General features: G+C 58.6%; 17 protein-coding genes, 1 tRNA gene and 1 pseudogene. 12 read left to right on the top strand and 7 right to left on the bottom strand.

All coding sequences use genetic code 11. The features are described 5' to 3' along the window. Positions 1 to 9: 9 nt before the first annotated feature. Entirely contained in the window at positions 10 to 786 is a 777-nt protein-coding gene (locus C8N30_RS07105; protein ID WP_025063812.1) for an IclR family transcriptional regulator, read from the top strand. On the opposite strand, the gene C8N30_RS07100 is transcribed toward C8N30_RS07105, so the two are convergent. Both C8N30_RS07100 and C8N30_RS07095 read right to left on the bottom strand, forming a co-directional pair. Next, positions 763 to 1,992, bottom strand: a complete 1,230-nt coding sequence (locus C8N30_RS07100; RefSeq protein WP_025063811.1) for a winged helix-turn-helix domain-containing protein — start codon at positions 1,990 to 1,992, stop codon at positions 763 to 765. The two genes, C8N30_RS07105 and C8N30_RS07100, sit on opposite strands and share 24 nt — an antisense overlap. After that, positions 1,989 to 2,960, bottom strand: a complete 972-nt coding sequence (locus tag C8N30_RS07095) for a LacI family DNA-binding transcriptional regulator (RefSeq protein ID WP_409373590.1) — start codon at positions 2,958 to 2,960, stop codon at positions 1,989 to 1,991. Before C8N30_RS07095 ends, C8N30_RS07100 begins: the two co-directional genes overlap by 4 nt. 193 nt (positions 2,961 to 3,153) lie before the next feature. Between C8N30_RS07095 and C8N30_RS07090 the strand changes: the two genes are divergently transcribed. Continuing rightward, a tRNA-Arg gene (locus C8N30_RS07090) sits at positions 3,154 to 3,230 on the top strand. A 181-nt stretch (positions 3,231 to 3,411) separates the two neighbouring features. Here C8N30_RS07090 and C8N30_RS07085 read toward each other — a convergent pair. The 4 genes from C8N30_RS07085 to C8N30_RS07070 all read right to left on the bottom strand — a co-directional run bounded on the left by C8N30_RS07085 (position 3,412) and on the right by C8N30_RS07070 (position 7,437). Further along, positions 3,412 to 5,253: a TniQ family protein gene (locus C8N30_RS07085; RefSeq protein ID WP_232222879.1), complete on the bottom strand. Its 1,842-nt coding sequence runs from the start codon at positions 5,251 to 5,253 to the stop codon at positions 3,412 to 3,414. 396 nt (positions 5,254 to 5,649) lie between these two features. Further along, positions 5,650 to 6,273: a hypothetical protein gene (locus C8N30_RS07080; RefSeq protein ID WP_025063808.1), complete on the bottom strand. Its 624-nt coding sequence runs from the start codon at positions 6,271 to 6,273 to the stop codon at positions 5,650 to 5,652. Between the two features lie 17 nt (positions 6,274 to 6,290). Continuing rightward, positions 6,291 to 7,019, bottom strand: a complete 729-nt coding sequence (locus C8N30_RS07075) for a HupE/UreJ family protein (RefSeq protein WP_025063807.1) — start codon at positions 7,017 to 7,019, stop codon at positions 6,291 to 6,293. A 61-nt stretch (positions 7,020 to 7,080) separates the two neighbouring features. Then, complete coding sequence (locus tag C8N30_RS07070) at positions 7,081 to 7,437, bottom strand: hypothetical protein (protein ID WP_025063806.1); 357 nt, start codon at positions 7,435 to 7,437, stop codon at positions 7,081 to 7,083. Between the two features lie 84 nt (positions 7,438 to 7,521). On the opposite strand from C8N30_RS07070, the gene C8N30_RS07065 reads away from it, so the two are divergent. Further along, entirely contained in the window at positions 7,522 to 7,782 is a 261-nt protein-coding gene (locus C8N30_RS07065; protein ID WP_025063805.1) for a metal-sensing transcriptional repressor, read from the top strand. An 8-nt stretch (positions 7,783 to 7,790) separates the two neighbouring features. After that, complete coding sequence (locus C8N30_RS07060) at positions 7,791 to 9,110, top strand: MFS transporter (protein ID WP_025063804.1); 1,320 nt, start codon at positions 7,791 to 7,793, stop codon at positions 9,108 to 9,110. Positions 9,111 to 9,495: 385 nt separating this feature from the next. Here C8N30_RS07060 and C8N30_RS07055 read toward each other — a convergent pair. Next, positions 9,496 to 9,963, bottom strand: a pseudogene (locus C8N30_RS07055) (transposase); the annotation flags it as partial. A 634-nt stretch (positions 9,964 to 10,597) separates the two neighbouring features. Between C8N30_RS07055 and C8N30_RS07050 the strand changes: the two are divergent. The 8 genes from C8N30_RS07050 to C8N30_RS07015 all read left to right on the top strand — a co-directional run bounded on the left by C8N30_RS07050 (position 10,598) and on the right by C8N30_RS07015 (position 17,679). Next, complete coding sequence (locus C8N30_RS07050) at positions 10,598 to 11,089, top strand: EF-hand domain-containing protein (protein ID WP_025063803.1); 492 nt, start codon at positions 10,598 to 10,600, stop codon at positions 11,087 to 11,089. A 209-nt stretch (positions 11,090 to 11,298) separates the two neighbouring features. Next, positions 11,299 to 11,685, top strand: a complete 387-nt coding sequence (locus tag C8N30_RS07045; RefSeq protein WP_025063802.1) for a DUF302 domain-containing protein — start codon at positions 11,299 to 11,301, stop codon at positions 11,683 to 11,685. A gap of 1 nt (position 11,686) precedes the next feature. Next, a complete protein-coding gene (locus C8N30_RS07040; protein WP_025063801.1) occupies positions 11,687 to 12,358 on the top strand; it encodes a TVP38/TMEM64 family protein in 672 nt (223 codons plus the stop codon). Continuing rightward, on the top strand, positions 12,358 to 13,665 hold the full coding sequence (locus tag C8N30_RS07035; protein WP_025063800.1) for an APC family permease: 1,308 nt from the start codon (positions 12,358 to 12,360) through the stop codon (positions 13,663 to 13,665). The genes C8N30_RS07040 and C8N30_RS07035 overlap by 1 nt, the downstream gene beginning before the upstream one ends. Before the next feature lie 66 nt (positions 13,666 to 13,731). After that, positions 13,732 to 16,065, top strand: coding sequence for a heavy metal translocating P-type ATPase (locus tag C8N30_RS07030; protein WP_025063799.1), 2,334 nt, complete (start codon positions 13,732 to 13,734; stop codon positions 16,063 to 16,065). A gap of 10 nt (positions 16,066 to 16,075) precedes the next feature. Beyond that, positions 16,076 to 16,687: a class I SAM-dependent methyltransferase gene (locus C8N30_RS07025; protein ID WP_025063798.1), complete on the top strand. Its 612-nt coding sequence runs from the start codon at positions 16,076 to 16,078 to the stop codon at positions 16,685 to 16,687. A gap of 119 nt (positions 16,688 to 16,806) precedes the next feature. Then, positions 16,807 to 17,055, top strand: coding sequence for a hypothetical protein (locus C8N30_RS07020; protein WP_051567239.1), 249 nt, complete (start codon positions 16,807 to 16,809; stop codon positions 17,053 to 17,055). 189 nt (positions 17,056 to 17,244) lie between these two features. Beyond that, complete coding sequence (locus tag C8N30_RS07015; protein WP_025063797.1) at positions 17,245 to 17,679, top strand: c-type cytochrome; 435 nt, start codon at positions 17,245 to 17,247, stop codon at positions 17,677 to 17,679. The last annotated feature ends 13 nt before the right edge of the window (positions 17,680 to 17,692 follow it).

Here is a 17,692-nt window from a genome sequence, read left to right as displayed (position 1 = left end):
CCCCTGCCGATGCACAACGACACCAGCACAGTTGAAAAAACGATCCCCACAAACCTGAGATTGTTGCTGTTGCTCGAGGAGCTTGCAAAGGCGGGTGTGGCCATTACCCCTACGGCGGTGAACGAGGTTTTGGGCCTGCCAAAGCCGACGATTCATCGCCTATTCCATACCCTCGAGGAGGAGGGATTTCTTCAGCGTGATATTGATGGTCGCTCTTATGCGCCGGGGTATAGGCTGCGGCGGTTTGCAGCCTCTATACTGTCTACGTCGCGCATTCGGATGGTGCGGCAAACGGTTTTGACTGCGCTGGCCGATGATGTGGGCGAGACATGCAATATCGCGATGCCAGAACGTCATGCCATGGTCTATCTCGACCGGGTCGAGACGAAATGGCCGTTGCGCATTCAGCTGCCCGTTGGGACCGAAGTGCCGTTCCACTGTACGGCCAGCGGCAAAATGTACCTTAGTTCGCTCAAGCCGCGATTGTTTGCAAAATACCTCGGTATTGTGACACTTGATGCACAGACTGATCACACGATCACCGACCCCGATGCGCTTAAGACCGAGATAGAAATGATTCGGGAGCGTGGATACTCCTGTGACAACGAGGAATTCATGGAGGGCATGGTTGCGGTCGCGGTGCCTTTATTGGATGCGCAAAACCGTCTAATGTCGACGCTGTCGATCCATGCGCCGACACAGCGGATTGATCTGGATGGCCTCAAGGCTCATCTGCCCCGGTTGAAAGCATCTGCGTTAGAGCTAGCCGAATTGGTGCTGCATTGAAGGCCGTAGCCAGCGACTATCGAACTCAACTTTATCGACGCCTGCCAGATGCTTTATCCGCTCTAGCTCGGCTTCGAGTGCGTATTGCCGCCCTTTTCCCCATGCCACACCCTTTTCCGGCCACAGTGCCCTGACACGCAGGATACCTTCGCTTCTGAATGCTTTCATATCGATACGGCCTACCAACCGCTCACCCTGAAGGATTGGAAAAACATAATAGCCGAAGACCCGCTTGGCCTCTGGTACGAACACCTCGATCCTGTAATCGAAACCGAACAGGAAAAAGGCACGCTTGCGATCACGCAGGGCCGGATCAAAGGGACTTAAGACACGCAGGCGGTTCGTCGCGGCGCACTCGATGGCGGGATCGCTAAGGGTTGATGGCCGCGCAAAGGCGCGTTTTACAGAACCATCTGCGCCTGTAATCTCAATCTCCTCGATCGTGCCATTGTTCAGGGCGCAGGCGCACCACTCTTTTGCTTCTGTAAGGGTAACATGGGCCCAGAACGCTGCAATCTCACCGGCAGTGGCAAAGCCTAGCCGCTGTAATGCGCCTGCACAACACCACTCTACTGTATGCTGTTCGCTTGACGTTGAGTTTGTGGCCCAGATCTTAGGATCCAGCGCACGCTCCGTCAGATCATAGCGTTTTTGAAATCCTTCGCGCCCCACCACATGCAGCGCGCCGCTGCGCCACAGATATTCCAACGCGGTTTTTGAGGGATGCCAGTCCCACCACCCGCCAGAGCCGCGCTTTTCCCCTTTTCCCACATCGGAGGAACCACATGCACCGTTGAGCCGAATGTGATCGAGAACAGTTTTGAGTTGTTCTTCGAAACCATCGCGACGATCGCTGCGCCATTGTGTGCGCAGCTTGGCCGCGTCACGCGCACGCCGCATCTGCCATTTTCCGTAGTAGGACAGGGGGATAATCGCGGCGTCATGTGTCCAATGCTCGAACAGAGCGTCCTCGTCTTCGTACAATCGTTTGAGGGCATCTGGCCGGTACTGCGGCTTACGTGCGAACAGGATCAGATCGTGGGCCCGCGCGACCGTATTGATACTGTCGAGTTGGACGAACCCTAATCTCTCAATCAGCGCCAGCAATGATGCAGAATCGGCGGGCCCGCGCGGGGCGTCCAACAGAGCATGGCGGTCCATAAAAATTCGCCGTGCGGCTTTGTTTGACAGCCGTCTCAGGCTCATCCGTGCTTGCGGCGGCGTAGGGTATTCCCAAGCGTGAGGGTAGGCTTCATTGTGATGACTTTTGGCATATCTGGCTCAGGATCGGTGCTGGATGCGTTGAGGATGATCTTTGCAGCCTCTATCCCGATCTCACGGCGGCAGGCATCCATAGTCGCCAATTGCCTCGGAAGCCCTGCCAGCAGTTCGATTCCATTAAAACCCGCCAGCCCGATCTGACCGGGTACGTCGATCCCGCTGTCGAGCAAATGCAGCAAGCCACCAGCGCCGATCATATCATTTGAATAATACAGAAAATCCAGATCTGGAGAGCGCGCCAGCATATCGCGGGTCATCTCGCGCCCTTTCAGGAGGGCAGAACCACCAGAGTAAAATGCGCGGTCCTCAATCTCTATCCCCTCGCGGGCCAGCGCGTCCGTGAACCCCTCGAAGCGTTTGCGCGCACGATGATCGAGCGGCATCTTTGTGCCTAGAAATCCGATCCGCTCGTATCCTTCGCGCAAGATTTCCTTGGCCATATCACGGCCAGCCTGACGATGGGAAATTCCGACCATTGCATCGACCGGATTGCCGTCTACGTCCATGATTTCAACCACCGGAATGCCCGCATTGAGCAACATGGCCCGTGCAGCCTCGGAATGTTCCAATCCTGCGATAATCACACCTGATGGTCGCCACGATAGCATTTCGTACAGTACCTGTTCTTCCTTTTCAGGACGGTAATCGGTTACGCCGACGACTGGTTGCAAAGGGGTGTCGTCGAAGATGGAGTTGATGCCCGACAGCACTTCCGGAAATACCATATTGCCCAGTGAAGGGATGATCACGGCCACAAGATTGACCCGCTGCGATGCGAGGGAGCCTGCGATCTGGTTGGGCACGTACCCCAGCTCCTTTGCCGATGCCAGAACCCGCTCCCGTGTGGCGGCAGAGACGTCCCCGCTCTTTCGCAAAACGCGGCTCACGGTCATTTCAGAGACACCGCATGCTTCCGACACATCACGAAGGGTAAGGGGGCGTTTGGGTTTTTGGGACAATTCGGTATTCCTGCGGTGCGAATGATTTGAGCCGAGCGTAATGTTTGAAGACCGGACAGGCAATCAGGGATATCTCCGGCTACCGGCCTCTGGATCAGGATGAATCTTTAGGATAGAAAGATTTCGTGGTCCCGTGGCTCAACTGGATAGAGCAGCCCCCTCCTAAGGGGCAGGTTGCAGGTTCGAATCCTGCCGGGATCACCATGGAAATCAGTAATTTTGCCAATGGGGCATAAGAGTGCAAATTCTGCCTGTTTCGTGCAAATCGGTGTCAAGAAGTTTGTGTCTGCACGTAGGAACTTTATTTTGGATCGTATTGTGCTCATACGCACATACTGAGATCTTTCAGTTCAACCAAATTTCAAATCGGAGCGACCTATAAACCTTACTTTCGCGAGACTATCCGCGCAGGCTTGATCACCGCTTCGACGTCCTCACGTAGATAGAGCGTTCCAAAATCCTGAGCGTTCGGGGCGAAAGGCTTCACATGCGCCGCTTTCAGCCTTGCGAGCAGTGTTCGTTTGTGGAGTCCGAATTCTCGTTCCATGGTCGAGGCAGTCACGAAGCGCGCGTGAAATTCTGCGATATCTTCTTTGGAGATATAAATCCGCATCCCTCCAATTTTCGGGTGTGGCATTCGTGTTCCAGTGATGTGCCCTGCCGCCATGAACTTCTCGAACCAACCTTCGCGACGCATCCCGACGGATCGTGCAAACGCCGCGGCGCTGATCAAGAAATCCTCCTGCTGATCTTTACGTAACGATTTCAAAGCATCGACCTCAGACTTCAAAACGCTGAACCCGGCGTATCCCCAGAGATCCTCACGGTGCCCAACCTGAAGCTGCCGCGACCGGGCAGCCGCGATGAGTGTACCCACGCTCAAATCGGATCGGCGCCTGGCCATTTGTATCGTTTCCCAGCGTCTATCATTCCGCTGGATTGAGCTCGCCAGCCCGTGGAGTTCGGCAATCAGAGCCATGCCATCAGCAACCCGCCAAGGAGCTTTGATCGTTGGTATGTCGATCCGTGGACGTAGGACCTTATCCTCTGCCAAAGACGCAAGTTGATGTTGTGTTGCCCCAATGCGTTGTTGCATCTCCAAAGAGCCGACCAACGTCGGGATTTCTGCAAGAAGCTCTTGGTATGCCTTTGCGTCAAAGGTCTTTCGGGCCGCGGGACGTTTGTCCTCTGCGGATATCGCGCCTGCATGAACCAAGAATTGGTCGAGCAGGCCTGCTCCGATACCGGTCTCCTGCGCTGCGCTTTTGATTGAGTGCAGCAGCCTTTCTTTCTGGGTTACCCCGAGCATGTTCTCGTCGGCGGCGACAGGCCAAATGTCTATGATACAATCGCGCAGAAGTTTCCGGAATGGTGCAAACTCGTGCTTATCTACATGAGCTTGGCTCAAGTCTGAGTAAAGCTTACCAAAAGCCTTTTTAGGCTCGTCATTTTGACCATCCGCGCGAGCAGCAAGTGAGTTGAACGCGGCCCGTATGCTGACCTCGCCCTGGCTTGCGACATCAAACCCAACATCATGAGCAGTGGCTTCAACCGCATATCCAATCTCATCCGGAAAAGATTGCAATTGCTGAAGCTCTACCCCCAAAAGTTTACAAAAAGTTGTCGCTGCATAGAGAGATTTATCAGCGAGCCAAGTATCATCTAATCCGGTGTCCAGCCGATTGCTAAGCCAAAGATCGTAGGGCGAAGGTGTCACACGCAGCTGGTCCAATCCGCCTTCGAGCACTGCTGGCAAGATTTCTGCGAGTCGTTTCGAAATATCGAACCTATCAGTTGGCAGATCGTTTTTCCAAAGCGGAACTATGGGGTGCTGATGCGCGATGCAAAGATTGAGTTCTCGCAACTGCCAGTCTCCTCGCATCGCCATTCGGCTGATCGGTCGCGAGGGATGGTTACTGGCATCCTCGCGAAGGCAAATCGGGCAGCCCCGCATGATTGGGTTCCTGACCGCTCTTGAGACGAAGATCTCATCGCGAAATGCCATCCGGACACCTCCCACTGCTTGGCCGGTCCAAGACACGAGCTCTTGAATTTGCTCGTCAGTTAGGCCGCCGCATTCAGCAAGACCGCGCACAGCATTTTCCTCAAGGTTGATAATCTTCTTGATTGAAAAACCCATATCCATTGCAAGGTCGGCAGCCGACACACCATTTATCGCTGCTATCCGCGACAGGAACGATAGTATCGTCTCCCTGTGGATAGGCACGGGACGTAGGGGAAGAGGACTTAGCACATTGGATAATATAGGTCTGTGCAGGCGAATGCGAAAGGTATGACGTATCAAGTTTCCGGATCAGGCACCTGAGGCTGGCATTAGTGTGAAGGGTGCATGACTTGCGCATGCTAAGGGTATTCCAAGTGGCTTTGTTGACGGCATGGATACTTAATGAATCGACAACCATAAATTGACCGTTTTGGTGAATTCGTTGTCCATTTTGCAGGCAAAGCTTGGCCGTTGGGGTGATTTGGATCACTTCAGCGGCTTTTGTTAGAAAAATAGGCAAAGTTCGGCTGCTGACAAAACACGGCTATAGACCGCAGCTGTAGATCAGGGCGGAGAGCTGCCGTTCGCCGCACATCGCACGAACGGCAGCTTCAGGTGTCAGCTGGCGTCTTTGAACTCGGCGTATTCGCCGCGCACCTGCACGGTCACAGTAGCATCCGAGCTGTCGCGGTTGCGCCAGAACCAGCCGTGTTCGCCGTCGAACGCGGCGACGATTTCGCCTTCGTTGCCGGTGGAGCCGCGGCCCTTCTCGTAGGTCACCGACTGACCGCCACCATGACCATGCATGTCGAAGTTCACGCGCCCGCCTTCAACGAGCATCCGATATTCCACCGTCTGGCCTTCTTCCATCACCAGCTTCCATTCGGCACTGTCACCAGGTGCCAGAGTGAAAGTGATCTCGTCGCGCCAGACCTCGACCTCCTGCGCGTGTGCCGCGCCGACGAAGAGCCCGAAGATGTCGTTCATCAGGCTGGACTGCTCTTCTCCCTCAAGCTCCATCAACCTGTCGGCCTCGGCCTCCTCTGCGAGCTGGGTCTTTATTTCTCCCATCTCTGCCAGGCCGAGGACTCCTCCGATCCCGGTCGGGTCGATGTTGTATTCGGCGGGCAGAACGACGGTTACAAGGATCGCGACGGCGCTGACTGCCGCGATAGCGGTGGAACGGAGGAGCTGCGCGGAGCTTGGCAGCTCTTCAAGGCTCGGTTTTTCTGCGTTGAACATTTGGGTCTCCAATTTTCTCAGGTGGCTACGAAATAGCCGGTGATTTGCAGGCCCATGAGGATGAACCCCATGGACATCATGACGACGTTGGCGGTGTAGGCCTGGCGGAAAAAGTTCGGGGATTTCCGCCAAAAGCCCATCACGATGAGGATCACGGCGAGCGCCATGATCTGGCCAAGCTCGACGCCCACGTTGAACGCCAGAAGATTGGCCAGCAGCCCCTCCGAGGCGATTTCGTAGTCGAGGATCTTGGTGGCGAGGCCCGTGCCGTGGAATAGGCCGAAGATCAGTGTCGCGGCCTTGGTGTTGGGCTGAGACCCGAACCAGCGCTGGTAGGCGCCCAGATTGTCGAGCGCCTTATAGACGACCGAGAGGCCTATGATAGCGTCGATGATGTAGGCGTTGATGCCCCATCCGAACCAGACGCCCGCCAGCATCGTGGTCGAATGCCCCAGCGCGAAGAGGCTGACATAGATGCCGACCTCCTTCATCCGGTAGAGGAAGAAGACGACGCCCAGCAGGAACAGGATGTGGTCATATCCCGTGACCATGTGCTTGGCACCGAGATACATGAAGGGAATGATGTTCACTCCCCAGATTTCCTGAATGTAGCCCGCGTCACCTTCGGTGACATTGTGGGCAAGCGCGTGGCCCGTGCTTGAGATGAGCGCCGATAGCGCAATGAAGGACAGGATCGCGATCCGACGCGTGCCGGGATCGGTCCAGCCCCGATGGACTGTGTTCATGGGTTGAACTCCGCATATGTGTTTGATGATCGGATGAAACGCGCCGAGGGCGCGCGGTCGATCAGACGCGCGGAGGTCGTTCGATCTGTTCTGTCCGCAACGTACTCGCCGTGGCCGAACCGAGCCGCCATGAGGTCCTGTAGATGTCGAGCGGCTGCGACGACAGATCGGGGCGAGGCACAACCGCCTGGCTATGGTCGTGATCGACACTGTCGTGGCTGTGTCCGTGCATGGCCCAAGCCAGGTCCTCTTCCAGACCATGCGAATGCCCATGCTCGGCGATCATCTCGGCATGCTCCTGAAGCACGTCGAGGATTGCGGGCGCGTGCGAGGTTGTAGGCATGACCGACCAGACAATAACGGCCGCGCAGAGAAGCGTCGCGAAGGCGGCCTTTCCGATTGTTCGTAAACTTGTCATCAATACTGCCTGTCCGCTCGTCTTTCATGTGATGCGTCGCGGCACCATCTTGTTCTATCCCCCAGGGGAGGATAAGAAATTCATATGACAACTAACCCTGTTCATGCAACCCATCCCGCCCTTATCGCTCGGCTGAAACGTGCTGACGGCCACCTGCGCGCCGTGATTGATATGATCGAGGCGGGCAAGCCATGCCTGGAGATCGCCCAACAGATGCAGGCGGTCGAAAAGGCTGTCACGAATGCCAAGCGGGCGCTGATCCATGACCATATGGACCATTGCTTGAACGTCGAAGGTTCCGAAACAGATCGCGCAGAACTGCGGACGATCGCCAAATATCTCTGAGGCCCGCCATGCTCGATATCCTCTCCGACCGCACCTACCGCCATCTGTTTCTGGCGCAGGTCGTGGCGCTTCTGGGAACCGGACTCGCAACGGTCGCACTTGGTCTGCTTGCCTTCGATCTTGCGGGCGACGGGGCCGCGCTGGTCCTCGGCACGGTCTTCACCATCAAGATGGTGGCCTATGTGGGTATCGCTCCCATTGCCGGGGCATTCGCGGACCGGGTGCCGCGCCGCGCTTTTCTGGTGACGCTCGATCTGGTGCGCGCCGGCGTTGCGCTGGCACTCCCTTTCGTGACCGAGGTCTGGCAGGTCTATGCACTGATTTTCCTGCTGCAATCGGCTTCTGCCGCCTTTACGCCGACCTTCCAGGCGACGATCCCGGATGTTTTGCCAGAAGAGGAGCGCTATACCCGCGCGCTGTCGCTGTCGCGGCTGGCCTACGATCTGGAAAACATCGTCAGTCCGACGCTGGCGGCACTTCTGCTCACGGTGATGTCCTACAATTCGCTTTTCCTCGGAACAGTTGTAGGTTTCGCGGCCTCGGCCCTTCTGGTTGTTTCGGTGCTGCTGCCCAGCCCCAACCCGTCCGAGCCACGCGGAACCTATGATCGGACCACACGGGGTATCCGCATCTACCTTGCCACGCCCCGCCTACGCGGCCTCTTGGCGCTGAACCTCGCGGCAGCGGCGGCAGGGGCGATGGTGCTGGTTAATACCGTAGTTCTGGTGCGCGGCTCACTTGGCCTGTCGGAAAGCGGACTGGCATGGACAATGTTTGCCTTTGGCGCGGGCTCCATGACGGCCGCGCTGGTCCTCCCACGCATTCTGGATGCACTACCTGACCGGGCCGTGATGTTTGGCGGTGCAGGGTTGATGGTGGCGACACTTCTGGGGCTGGCGGCAACGGTCGTGGTGGCCGGTCTCGGCTGGTCCATCCTTCTGGGGGCATGGTTGCTGGTCGGGATCGGATATTCCGCCGTCCTCACCCCGTCTGGCCGATTGCTGCGCCGTTCCGCCCATGCAGGGGATCGCTCTACGCTGTTCGCGGCGCAATTTGCGCTGTCCCACGCCTGTTGGCTGGTGACCTATCCGCTGTCCGGATGGCTACTGACGGCCTATGGCGTCGTTCCTGCGCTGGTTGGGCTGGCCCTCATCGCGGCTTTAGGGATGCTCGTAGCGCTGAATCTGTGGCCATCCGGCGACCCCGTGGAGCTTGAACACACCCACGACAACCTGCCGCTCAGTCATCCCCACTTAAATGGGCATCGCAGGCACAGCCATGCCCTGGTTATCGACGAAAGCCATCCTCGCTGGGCTACGCATTTTTGAAGGTAGCAAGCCGAAACCGTGACCGGAGAAATTTCGCTTCTGCTTTTAGTGACATTGATATCCATCCATAGAGCCGCATCGGTCAAATCGAATTGGGAGGGGATATTCGCCACATCGAGTTTGAGAGTCCGCTTCTCTAATTGGGCGTTTTGGTCAAGCTCGTTTTCCTTCTTTCTTGTGGATCATTGTCACTCATCCGAGTCACGCTTCTCTTCGCAGTCTGGTTGATGCCATAGCGCATCGCTGCACGCATGTGTCGGATTGGCAGTGGAGAGCCTTGCTTTGGGACGCGCTTCTCGTTGCGCAGCAGCTATTTTCGGTTTCTTCCACAGACCTCGTCCGGTGAGGGACGATCCCGTTCGGCTTTGGAGGGTGGCGGATCAGATCATGCTGTGCCCTTCACCTCTGCCGGACGGAACTCGGTGCCATCTGCCCACATTCTATGCAGCAGGACGGCCAACTTTCTGGCCACCGCGACAACGGCGCGGCGGCGTCCTTTGGTTCGCACCAGTCCTATGCCCCAAGATTTGATCTGAGAGCCTGCCATCGTGCGCATCAGTAGGGCATTCGCTGCCGCATAAAGCGTCGCTCGAACATCCCGGTCTCCGGCTTTGGAAATTCTGCCGGGATTGTCATGCTCGCCAGATTGATAGCGCCTTGGTGTCAGCCCAAAATGAGCGGCAACCGTCCGAGACCGTTTGAAGCGCGCAGGATCGTCAACGGCAGCCTTGAAGGTCAGCGCGGCAATCGGCCCGACACGCGGAACGGTCATCATCCGGAGGCAGACCTCATCCCGGGCGGCGGCACGTTTGACACGGCGGTCCAGTTCAAGAAAGTGCTGATACAAGACCAGGCTCCAGAAACCGATTCGAACCTACGCAACAATATTTCGTAGTCCTTGATAGCGAAGGTGCCTGGAACGTTTATACTATACAGGCCATAACAACGTCCGTTTTTCCAATCCTTCCTTGGATTCGTGAACCGAGAAAAAAGATAATAAAAATGTCGCTTGGGTCGAAATTTCGCTAACGCAGCATTCAAAAAAAACGGCGGACGCCGGACCTTCGCTGCACTTGCGAGCCAATCTGGCTGCGAAGATGAAAGCTGCCATTCAGGCGGCCTCGAGGCAAAACTTTTCTCCGCCGCGCTGCACAGTGGCTTGCGTCAACAGGGGGTTCATGGAGCGAGCCTGATGGGCCGACGGTGGGTCCAGCGTCCCCCTTGGGGGGCAATCCCTCTCAGCGATAATCTAATCATGCCTGGGCATAGTGATATAGATGTTGGGGGCGCCGATCTCTTAGTGATCCGGAAAACTGCTCCTGTAATATCTTGGGCTTAGACGTGCGGCAGAGCAATGTGAAGTGCAGGCGTCATTTTCATGCTACCAGGTCTGTGAATCCGATGATTGATCCAAGTCAGTTCTTGAAGCCCGGAAGGGCCTATGCACGCTTCCATGGCGATGTGCCAATAAACTGAGGAGAGATGCCATGAGACATTCGAAAAATTTCGCGGTTGCAGCCGTTGCCACGCTCTGCCTGACCGCCGTTGCGGTGCCGGTGGTCGCGCAGCAAACCCAGATGCAGCCAGGCCAGATGATGGGTGGCGGAATCGGTATGATGGGTGACCATGGTGGGATGGGCATGATGATGGGCGGAGGTCAGAACTATGCCATGGCCACGTTTGACACTAACAAGGACGGTACGCTCAGCCCTGAAGAAATGACAGCCGGCATTCAGGCCGAAATCAAGACGTATGACGCTGACGGCAACGGTACGCTTTCGCTTGAGGAATTTGCGGTGATGCACGCGGCTCATACGCGACCAATGACCGTGCGCGCCTTCCAGATGCACGACCCTGACGGCGACGCACAGGTGACGGAAGCCGAAATGGCTGCAATGGCCGCGATGATGGAAAGCCACAGCGGCTGGCAGCATGGCGATATGCAGGGCAGACATCGAGGCATGATGGGCGACAACTGATGCGCAGGTTTCGCCGTCAATCGCGCCAAGCGCCGGTTGGCGGGGGCAGTCTCATGAGTAATTGTAGGAGAAAACAATGATGAACGACTACGGCATGGGGAATGGAATGGGCTTTGGCTGGATCTGGGCGATCGTGTGCATCGTACTGGTCGGGCTCGCTATTGCGGCGCTTCTAAAATACTTGCGCAAATGAACTGAAAGGACTTCCGATGGACTACACGATGAATCGCCTGATACCGGACGCCGGTATTGACGCCGTTGACGCCCGCGCTCGCGATGCGTTGACCGATCACGGCTTTGGCATCCTGACCGAGATCGACGTCCGGGCGACGATGAAGAAGAAACTCGATGTCGAGATGCCAGCCTATCGAATCTTGGGCGCCTGCAACCCGAAGATGGCGCATCAGGCGATCGGGATCGAGCCGCGGGTCGGCGCGATGCTGCCTTGCAATGTCATCCTGCGAGAGGTCGAAGGCGGCGTGGAGGTCAGCGCCATCGACCCGGTGGCGTCGATGCAGGCGATAGAAAACGCTGAACTCACGGCCGTTGCAGGAGAGGTCCGCGACCTTCTGGCGAAGGCCGTCGCGGCGATCTGAGATGAGCCTGCGCGCCGTCATCCTGGCAGCGCTGGCGATCCTCGGGATCGCCTTGCTCAGCGTGTGGCAGTTCGCGCCATCGGTGTTCACCGAGGTACGCGGGCTGATGGACGCTGAGCGTCTCGATAAATTGGTGGCCCGCGCTGGCCTCTGGGGTCCTGTCGTGATCGTCACGCTGATGACCGTTGCGGTCGTGGCCAGCCCGATCCCGAGCGCACCGATCGCGCTCGCCGCCGGGGCTGCCTACGGACATCTCTGGGGCACGGTGCTGGTCGTGATCGGCGCCGAGCTGGGGGCGCTGATCGCCTTCGGTCTGGCGCGGTCTCTGGGGCATGACGTCTTGCGGCGGGTGTTCGGTGATCGGGTCGATGCCGGTTTGCTCGGCTCGCAGACTGCTTTGATGGCGACGGTCTTTGCCAGTCGGCTGATGCCCTTCGTGTCCTTCGACATGATCAGTTACGCGGCGGGGCTCAGCCGACTGCACGCTTGGCGCTTCGCGGTTGCGACACTGGCCGGGATCGTTCCGGCGAGCTTCCTGCTCGCCCATTTCGGCGGGGAAGCGGTGAGCGGAGACCTCCGCCGGGCGACATGGGCGGTGCTTGGCCTCGGCCTGATCACCGGATTGCCGCTGCTCTGGATCGCGACCCGACGCAAAACTCAAAAGGAATTCTGATGGCGGACGCCTACAAGAAAAACAGCATCACCTTGCCCGGCGCAGTGGCCATGGGCACTGGTGTTATGATCGGCGCTGGCATCTTCGCGCTGACCGGGCAGATCGCGGAACTCGCCGGGCCGCTCTTTCCGCTCTCGTTCGTCGTCGGTGCCATCGTGACCGCGTTCAGCGCCTACTCCTACATCAAGATGTCGAACGCCTATCCGTCTGCGGGCGGCATCGCGATGATCCTGGAGAAAGCCTACGGGCCGACAACAGTGGCGGCAGGTGCCTCGCTCCTTATGGCGCTGTCGATGGTCATCAACGAAAGTCTCGTCGCGCGCACCTTCGGCACTTACACGCTGCGGGCGTTCGGCGGCGATGCCGACAGCATTCTTGTTCCGGTTCTGGGCGTCGGGCTGATCGTCATTGCCTATCTCGTGAATGCCTCGGGCACCCGTTCGGTCGGGCTGGTTTCCATCGTCATGGCCGTACTGAAGGTGGGCGGCATCGCGCTGTTCGGTGTTTCGGCACTTTGGGCCAGCGGTCTGACGTTCGAGGCGACGGGTGGAGACGCGGGCGCCACCGGCTTCGTGGCATCGGTCGCGCTGTCGATCCTTGCTTTCAAGGGCTTTACCACGATCACCAACAGCGGTGCCGAGATCACCAAGCCACATCAAAACGTGGGGCGGGCCATTGTCCTGTCCATTGGGATTTGCGTGATCGCCTATCTGCTTGTCGCCTTCGCCGTCGGCTCCAGCCTGCCTCTCGACCGCATCGTGGCAGCCAAGGACTACGCGCTTGCCGAGGCGGCCCAGCCCGCCCTCGGCCAGACCGGCTTCTACCTGACGGTGGCGCTGGCGCTGGTGGCCACGGCGTCAGGTCTGATCGCCAGCGTGTTCGCGGTCTCGCGGATGCTGGCGATGCTGACCGACATGAAAATGATCCCCCACAGCCATTTTGGGATGCCGGGCACGATCAAGGATCATACACTGGTCTACACCGTCGTGATCGCAGGCTTCCTGACGGTCTTCTTCGACCTCAGCCGCATCGCCTCGCTTGGCGCGTTCTTCTACCTGGTGATGGACATGATCATCCACTTGGGCGTGTTCCGGCATGTGCGCGAGGAGATCGGCGCGCGGGGTTGGGTGCTGCTGACGGCCATCGTACTCGATGCCGTAGTGCTGACCGCCTTCGCCGTGATGAAGTGGCATTCCGACCCGCTGATAGTCGTGATTGGCGTCATCGGCATGGCGCTCGTGTTCCTCTTCGCGCGGGTTTTCCTCGCGCGCAATCCGGTCAGGGAAGACGCTCACGATGACCATTGAGAAATGGCTTGAGCTTCCAATGACTGGAAGCCTTAGGCTGAGAAACAACTGAAAGGCTGGCACCTCATGGACCACGATCACCCACACGCGGCACCCGAAATCCCGTCGGAGACAGAGACTGCCAAGGACCCGGTCTGCGGGATGACGGTCGCGGTCAAGCCCGACGGGCGGTACGCGGAGTTTGGGGGCGAGACCTTCCATTTCTGCTCCGAAAAATGCCAGACGAAGTTCAAGGCCGACCCTTGGCACTATGCGTCAGGCCGCGCTGCGGGCAAGAAGAAGGCAGCACCCGCCGACGTTCAGTACACCTGCCCGATGCACCCCGAGATCATCCGCGACGCGCCCGGAGCCTGCCCGATCTGCGGCATGGCGCTGGAGCCGATGCTGCCAACCGACGAGCCCAGCGAGGAGTTGACCGACTTCACCCGCCGGATGTGGATTTCGGCGGCTGCGGCGGTGCCGCTGATCGTGCTGACCATGGGCGGGCTGGTCGGCCTGCCGGTGCGCGACTGGATCGGGCATCAGATGGCCAGCTATCTGGAATTCGTGCTGGCCACACCGATCGTGCTTTGGGCGGCATGGCCGTTCTTCAAGCGGGGCTGGGATTCCGTCGTGAATCGATCACCAAACATGTGGACGCTGATCAGCCTTGGGGTGTCGGCGGCCTATCTCTATTCGATTTTCGCGACGTTCCTGCCGGGCCTTTTCCCCGAACAATATCGCATGGGCCAAGGCGTCGGCACATACTTCGAGGCGTCAGTGGTGATCGTTGCACTGGTTTTTGTCGGCCAGGTGCTGGAACTTCGGGCGCGCGAACGCACGGGCGACGCGATCCGCGCGCTTCTCGACCTCGCGCCAAAGACTGCGCGGCGTATCTTGCCGGACGGCAATGAATACGACGCGCCGCTGGAAAACATCATGGAAGGCGACCGGCTGCGTGTACGCCCCGGCGATGCGGTCCCGGTGGACGGAACGGTGATCGAGGGGCGGTCAAGCTTGGACGAAAGCATGCTGACCGGAGAGTCGATGCCCGTCGAAAAAGGCCCCGGCGATGCTGTGACCGGGGCCACGATTAACAAGAACGGCTCTCTGGTGATCGAAGCGGGTAAGGTCGGCGCTGATACCGTTCTGGCGCAAATCGTGACCATGGTGTCGAACGCGAAGCGGTCACGTGCCCCCATCCAGGGCCTCGCGGACCGGGTCTCAGCCATATTTGTGCCAACGGTCGTGGGAACCGCGATCTTTGCGTTCGCCCTTTGGATGATCTTCGGGCCGGAACCAGCGCTGGTCTTCGCCATCGCCTCGGCAGTGTCGGTGCTGATCATTGCCTGCCCCTGTGCGCTGGGACTGGCGACGCCGATCTCGATCACTACGGCGGCAGGGCGTGGGGCGCAGGCGGGCGTGCTGATCAAGGACGCAGAGGCGCTGGAACGCATGGCATCTGTCGATACGCTGATCGTGGACAAGACCGGCACGCTAACCATGGGCAAGCCGAAGCTGACTGACACATTGGCGCTGGGGGATTTGGCCGAGGCGGACCTGCTATCGCTGGCCGCGGCATTGGAACGCGGGTCCGAGCATCCTCTTGCCGAAGCGATTGTCGAAGGGGCCGAAGCGGCGGGCGCCGCACGGCAAGAGGCCACCGATTTTGAGGCGGTCACTGGCAAGGGTGTGCACGGACTAATCGGCGGTCGCGCCGTAGCACTTGGCAACTCGGCGATGATGATGGAGATGGGTCTGGACACGGGCGCGGCCGAGGCACAGGCCGATGCCCTGCGAGCTGAGGGCAAGACAGCGATGTTCATCGCGGTCGACGGGGCGCTGGTGGGGATCGTTGCCGTGGCCGACCCGATCAAGGACAGCACAGCGCAGGCGATAAAGGAACTACATGCGCAGGGGCTGCGCGTCATCATGGCGACGGGCGACAACGAACGCACGGCGCAGGCGGTGGCGGGCAAGCTCGGCATCGACGAGGTGCGCGCGGGTGTCCTGCCGGAAGACAAGAAGGACCTGATCGACCAGTTGCGCAAGGATGGCCACAAGATCGCCATGGCAGGTGATGGGGTGAATGACGCGCCTGCGCTGGCCGCCGCTGACGTCGGCATCGCCATGGGGACCGGGGCCGACGTGGCGATGGAAAGCGCAGGGATCACGCTGCTGGGTGGCGATCTTGTGGGCATCGTACGGGCCCGCAAATTGGCGCGGGCGACCCTGCGCAACATCAAGCAGAACCTGTTCTTCGCCTTCGCCTACAATTCCCTTGGCGTGCCGATCGCGGCGGGGCTGCTCTATCCTTTCACCGGTCTTCTGCTCTCACCGATGATCGCGGCGGCCGCGATGAGCCTGTCTTCTGTCTCGGTCATCACCAATGCGCTGCGGTTGCGGCGAATCGATTTGTGAGGAAATGGCAATGGCTGAAAAACCGAACCGCTGGGAAAACGTCTACCAAAGCAAGGCTGAGGCCGAGACGAGCTGGTTCGAGGATCGTCCGCAGGTCTCGCTCGACCTGATCGCGGCGACAGAGGCGACCAGCGACGCCGCCATTCTTGACGTTGGCGCGGGGGCGTCGCGGCTCGTGGATTGCTTGCTGGAACTGGGCTATCACCGGATCACTGTGCTCGACCTGTCGGACTCAGCGCTGGCAAAGGCCCGCGCGCGACTGCCCGAGGATGTGCCCGTCGAGTGGGTTGTGTCGAACATCCTCGATTGGCAACCGCCAGGGCACTTCGATGTCTGGCATGACCGGGCAGCGTTTCATTTCCTCACCGATGTCGCCGATCAGCAGGCCTATTTCGAGGTCATGGATCGAGCTCTTGGCCCCGGTGGCCATGCCATCATCGGCACATTTGCGCTGGATGGACCGGAAAAATGCAGCGGACTGCCGGTTGCCCGCTATGACGCAAGGCTGCTCGCGGAACGGCTGGGTCCGAACTACCGGCTGATCCAGTCCTTGATACACGATCACCACACGCCTTGGGGCAGCATGCAGCGGTTCCATTTTGGCTTGTTCAGGAAAACTTGATCCATCAGCCAGTCCGCTGACCCGCGTCTGGGGCCAGTTCAGCGTGGGCTTCCGCAGCGAACACTATTTCCGCGCATACTCGCGAACGGCCTGAAATAGTTCATATACTAACTTTCAATTTGGACCACTCAAGTGAGGCTGCTCATCGGAAGTTTGCCACAGGCGGGAGGATCAGCTTTGATCTTCGTGCACATTCAGGCATCGAAGAGGTCGCCTACGAGAGAGGCCGTGGCCAGACAGCAGGAGATGGCAGCATCACAGCGCCCTTCGCAGGCGACCACAGCTGGTTCTGGCGCAACCGCGACAAAACTGACCGTAGGGTAACGCTGAAGCTGCGCGGCGATTACAGGGAGATTGTGCGCCCGTAGGAAAGTGTTGGCCCCTGCCTCGTGGCAGGGGTCATCTCACGATCAGCTAACATTGGGCGTATCGCGCGTCTGCCTCAATCAGCCAATATTGTTCTACTCATCTTCAAAGTTCTTATAAATGAATGCTTGACCTTACCCCTGCTGGAACGGCTATCGCTGCGAAAAAGTAAAGTAAAAACATAGGTATTGATGAGGCAAACAATTGCAGTGGTGACGATAATACTTATTGCTGGGCTCGCCTACGCTATTTGGACCGCTGTTGGTCAGAGTGTTCAAAATACGCCCGATACACCCGTTGCCGGTGGTGAAATGGCTGACGTCGCAGTGCCGGATACCCTGACGCAAAATGCGCAAATCGGAAAACGTGCCTTCGAGGCAAACTGTGCGTCCTGCCACGGCACAAACGCCGCAGGACGCGAAGGAGTAGCACCACCCCTTGTCCACAAAATTTATGAGCCAAGCCACCACGCTGACGAGAGCTTTCAGCGGGCGGTGGCATCGGGTGTGCGCGCGCACCACTGGCCGTTCGGAGACATGCGTGCGGTTGAGGGTCTGACACGCGGCGAGGTCACACTGATCACCACCTACATTCGGGAATTACAACGCGCCAACGGAATCAACTGATGGCCTATGAGGA

The organism is Sulfitobacter guttiformis (assembly GCF_003610455.1).
GTDB lineage: Bacteria > Pseudomonadota > Alphaproteobacteria > Rhodobacterales > Rhodobacteraceae > Sulfitobacter > Sulfitobacter guttiformis.
This window is presented reverse-complemented; position numbering and strand designations above follow the sequence as displayed.

What these genes read in the sequence shown, in the direction of transcription:
- C8N30_RS07105 (WP_025063812.1), top strand. Translation starts at nt 10, where the DNA reads ATGCACAACGACACCAGCACAGTTGAAAAAACGATCCCCACAAACCTG.
- C8N30_RS07100 (WP_025063811.1), bottom strand. Translation starts at nt 1,992, where the DNA reads ATGAGCCTGAGACGGCTGTCAAACAAAGCCGCACGGCGAATTTTTATG.
- C8N30_RS07095 (WP_409373590.1), bottom strand. Translation starts at nt 2,960, where the DNA reads ATGACCGTGAGCCGCGTTTTGCGAAAGAGCGGGGACGTCTCTGCCGCC.
- C8N30_RS07080 (WP_025063808.1), bottom strand. Translation starts at nt 6,273, where the DNA reads ATGTTCAACGCAGAAAAACCGAGCCTTGAAGAGCTGCCAAGCTCCGCG.
- C8N30_RS07075 (WP_025063807.1), bottom strand. Translation starts at nt 7,019, where the DNA reads ATGAACACAGTCCATCGGGGCTGGACCGATCCCGGCACGCGTCGGATC.
- C8N30_RS07070 (WP_025063806.1), bottom strand. Translation starts at nt 7,437, where the DNA reads ATGACAAGTTTACGAACAATCGGAAAGGCCGCCTTCGCGACGCTTCTC.
- C8N30_RS07065 (WP_025063805.1), top strand. Translation starts at nt 7,522, where the DNA reads ATGACAACTAACCCTGTTCATGCAACCCATCCCGCCCTTATCGCTCGG.
- C8N30_RS07060 (WP_025063804.1), top strand. Translation starts at nt 7,791, where the DNA reads ATGCTCGATATCCTCTCCGACCGCACCTACCGCCATCTGTTTCTGGCG.
- C8N30_RS07050 (WP_025063803.1), top strand. Translation starts at nt 10,598, where the DNA reads ATGAGACATTCGAAAAATTTCGCGGTTGCAGCCGTTGCCACGCTCTGC.
- C8N30_RS07045 (WP_025063802.1), top strand. Translation starts at nt 11,299, where the DNA reads ATGGACTACACGATGAATCGCCTGATACCGGACGCCGGTATTGACGCC.
- C8N30_RS07040 (WP_025063801.1), top strand. Translation starts at nt 11,687, where the DNA reads ATGAGCCTGCGCGCCGTCATCCTGGCAGCGCTGGCGATCCTCGGGATC.
- C8N30_RS07035 (WP_025063800.1), top strand. Translation starts at nt 12,358, where the DNA reads ATGGCGGACGCCTACAAGAAAAACAGCATCACCTTGCCCGGCGCAGTG.
- C8N30_RS07030 (WP_025063799.1), top strand. Translation starts at nt 13,732, where the DNA reads ATGGACCACGATCACCCACACGCGGCACCCGAAATCCCGTCGGAGACA.
- C8N30_RS07025 (WP_025063798.1), top strand. Translation starts at nt 16,076, where the DNA reads ATGGCTGAAAAACCGAACCGCTGGGAAAACGTCTACCAAAGCAAGGCT.
- C8N30_RS07015 (WP_025063797.1), top strand. Translation starts at nt 17,245, where the DNA reads ATGAGGCAAACAATTGCAGTGGTGACGATAATACTTATTGCTGGGCTC.